Here is a 3613-nt window from a genome sequence, read left to right on the forward strand (position 1 = left end):
CCCGTGAAGCGTCAACCCCATTCAGCGACCATTCTAAAAAGGTGGCGTGGTGAGGAATCGCCGTCCGTTTTACGGCGGCGAGGATGTCAACTCATATTCTTGATGGAAACACGGTTTCTCGCCTTTGTCAATCTTTCCTAGGCGAGATTTTTTGTCTCATTTCCTGTTATATTTATGGGGCAAGGAAACAGTCCAGCGGCTTTCAGCTTGGTCAGTTTCGGTGTATATAGCAAGGCAAGGTCTTTACTTCTAGATAGTCAGACAGAAAAATATTAAAGATTATGGTGAAATTTTGGCGGAGATTAACGGTATTTTTAATTTCTTGTTTATTGCTGATTTCCCTAACTGCTTGTGGTAATCAAGTTAGACGCAATCAAGTGGTAATATCGGTATTAAGTGACCCAAAAACCTTTAATGCTGTTTTATCGGCCGAATCCCCGAATATTTTTGGTTTAACCTACGAAGGACTATTAACAGAAAATCCCATTACTGGCAAAAAAGAACCTGTTTTGGCAGAATCTTGGACAATTTCTGATGATAATTTGAGCATTATTTTTACTATCAGAGAGGATTTAAAATGGTCGGATGGTCAACCCTTAACCGTTGATGACGTGGTTTTTACCTATAAAGAATTATATCTAAATCCTGATATTCCTAACAACTACCGCGATAGTTTAAGAATAGGATTAAAAAAAGAATTTCCAGTTATCACTAAACTAGATAATCGCAGAATCGAATTTAAACTCCCCGAACCTTTTGCCCCTTTTTTAGATGCTGTCAGTTCACCGATTTTACCTAAACACGCTTTAGAAAAAACTATTCAGAAAAAAAGCCCCGATGGTAGGTTAGAATTTCTCTCCACTTGGGGGTTAGATACTCCTCCCGATAAAATTGTTTTTAATGGTGCTTATAAACTCAAAGAATATATCACGGGACAAAGGATTATTTTTGAGAATAACCCTTACTATTGGAAAAAAGATGCCCAGGGACAACAATTACCTCATATAACTTCGGTAATTTGGGCAATTGTTGAATCTCAGGATACAACTTTACTGCAATTTCGTTCGGGAAGTTTAGATTCTATTGGGGTAACTCCCGAATTTTTCTCCCTCTTAAAAACGGAAGAAGAAAGAGGAAATTTCACGATTTTTAACGGGGGACCTGCCTACGGAAACCAATTTATCGGTTTTAATCTCAATCAAGGAAAACGCGACGGAAAACCCCTAGTAGCTCCGATTAAATCTAGGTGGTTTAATAACTTAAATTTCCGCCAAGCTATTGCCTACGGCATTAATCGTCAAAGAATGATTGATGATATCTATCGAGGATTGGGACAAGAACAAAATTCTTTTATTTCTATCCAATCGCCTTTTTACGATAAAACCCTGAAAGGTTACGATTATAATCCCGAAAAAGCCAAAGAATTATTATTAGAGGCCGGATTTAAGTATAATAGTGATAATCTGCTAGTCGATATCGATAATAATCCCGTTAGATTTAACCTGATTACTAATGCAGGAAATAAAATCAGGGAAGCTATTGGGGCGCAAATTAAAAATGATTTAGCCGCAATAGGAATTCAGGTGGATTTTCAAGCGATCGCTTTTAGCAATTTAGTTGATAAACTGAGTAATAGTCTAGATTGGGAAGCACATATTTTAGGTTTTACCGGCGATAATGAACCCCACGCGCCTAATATTTGGTATGTAGATGGAAATCTCCACGCTTTTAACCAACAACCTCAACCCGGCAGCCCTCCAATTCAAGGCTGGCAAGCGGCGGATTGGGAGAAAAAAATCGCCGATTTATACGTCAAAGGTTCCCAAGAATTAGACTTTGACAAACGCAAAGTTATCTATAATGAAATTCAACAACTTCAACAGGAATACGTCCCGTTTATTTATCTAGTTAATCCCCTCGCTTTGGGGGCTGTGCGTAACTGCTTTGAAGGAATACAATTCTCCGCCTTGGGTGGTGCATTCTGGAATCTGGAAGAATTAAAGAAAACTTGTGGAGGTGTTTAATGACTCATTTTGGCATTCTTTGTCCCACCGCTTCTGGACATATTTATTCTCTCCTACCTTTAGGAAAAGAGTTACAAAAACGCGGTCATAAAGTTACCTGTTTTTTAACTCTTGATGGTGAAGAAATGGTGCAAGCAGCCGGGTTAGATTTTCAGGCAATTGCACCCGACCAATATCCGAAAGGCACATCAGCCAAAAGTTTAGCCGAAATTGGTCAATTACAGGGAACAGCCGCCGTCCGACGCACGGTACAATTAGTAACTGATTCTACAGCTACCCTCTTTGAAACTATCCCTCAAGAGATGCGTCGCTTGGGAATTGATGCCCTAATTGTCGATCAAGTCTCCGCCTCAGGGGGTACAATCGCAGAAAAATTAGCTATTCCCTTTATCAGTTTTGCCGGGGCATTGGTTTTAAATCGTGACCCGCTCATTCCGCCCTTTCTGACCACTTGGGACTATAATCCCTCATTTATCGGGGTTATTCGCAATAAACTTGGCTATAAACTCCTTGACTCCCTGACTCGTCCTCTGAATGAGTTAATCAACCAGCAACGTCAAGAATGGGGGTTAATTCCCTATCAAAACATCAATCAACGCTATTCACCCATCGCCCAAATTAGCCAACAACCCGCCGAATTCGAGTTTCCTCGGTCAAATTTACCCGCTCACTTCCACTTTACCGGTCCCTTTCACGATTCCTCCACCAGAAAAACGATTCCTTTTCCCTACGAAAAATTAACCGGACAACCCTTGATTTATGCTTCCCTCGGCACAATTCAAAATCGCCTACAATCGGCCTTTAATGCGATCGCCGAAGCCTGTGCCGATTTGCCGGTACAATTAGTTTTATCCTTGGGCAATACCGACTCTAACATTCAAATAACGACCCAAAACGCCCTAGTTGTTCCCTACGCTCCCCAATTAGAGCTTTTAACCAGAGCCTCTCTTACTATCACCCACGCAGGCTTAAATACTACCCTAGAATCCCTTGCCCAAGCTGTACCTATGGTGGCCATTCCCATCGCTAACGACCAACCGGGGGTATCTGCTCGAATAAAATGGTCGGGGACAGGGGAAGTGATTCCGATTTCCCGTCTAGAAGTTCCCCGTTTACGAAAGGCGATTGAAAAGGTGTTATCCTTCCCCAGTTACCGAGAAAATGCCCTGAGAATGCAAAAAGCGCTGCAGAAGACAGGAGGAGTGAAAATGGCCGCCGATATCGTCGAAAAAGCCATTGCTACCGGCCAACCCGTCCTATTAGATTGAACATTTCTGTGCTTTCTGTCTAACGGCAAAGTTAGCCTGCTTTTGGGGCAGGGATTAGCGCAAAGGTGGTGTTATGCTCAGACAAAGTGCAGAAAGTCAAAATCCGTAACTTTCTTGAATCCATGCTGACAACTACTCAATTTGCGCCCCTGCGTTGTCAGATAAAGAGATGAGAAGGCAAAATAGATAGAAACTCAATGAAGGAAAAAAACGATGAAATGTCCAGAATCTAAAAGTGACCACATCAATAAAAATGGTCATCGTGGTCAAAAACAAAACTATATATGTGTAAACTGTGGTCGTCAGTTCATCCATAGCTAT

3 protein-coding genes are annotated in these 3613 nt (G+C 41.4%); all 3 read left to right on the top strand.

What is annotated here, in order from left to right:
* Positions 1 to 281: 281 nt before the first annotated feature.
* Entirely contained in the window at positions 282 to 2024 is a 1743-nt protein-coding gene (locus BGL89_RS07360) for an ABC transporter substrate-binding protein (protein WP_286825136.1), read from the top strand.
* On the top strand, positions 2024 to 3292 hold the full coding sequence (locus BGL89_RS07365) for a glycosyltransferase (protein ID WP_286825137.1): 1269 nt from the start codon (positions 2024 to 2026) through the stop codon (positions 3290 to 3292). The genes BGL89_RS07360 and BGL89_RS07365 overlap by 1 nt, the downstream gene beginning before the upstream one ends.
* Positions 3293 to 3505: 213 nt before the next feature.
* The coding region (locus BGL89_RS07370) for an IS1/IS1595 family N-terminal zinc-binding domain-containing protein (RefSeq protein ID WP_502692608.1) at positions 3506 to 3613 on the top strand (108 nt) is incomplete at its 3' end.

The organism is Microcystis sp. LSC13-02, assembly GCA_002282935.1.
Lineage (GTDB): Bacteria > Cyanobacteriota > Cyanobacteriia > Cyanobacteriales > Microcystaceae > Microcystis.

Excerpts from the sequence above, each read along its gene's own strand:
- BGL89_RS07360 (WP_286825136.1), top strand. The coding sequence starts at position 282 with ATGGTGAAATTTTGGCGGAGATTAACGGTATTTTTAATTTCTTGTTTA.
- BGL89_RS07365 (WP_286825137.1), top strand. The coding sequence starts at position 2,024 with ATGACTCATTTTGGCATTCTTTGTCCCACCGCTTCTGGACATATTTAT.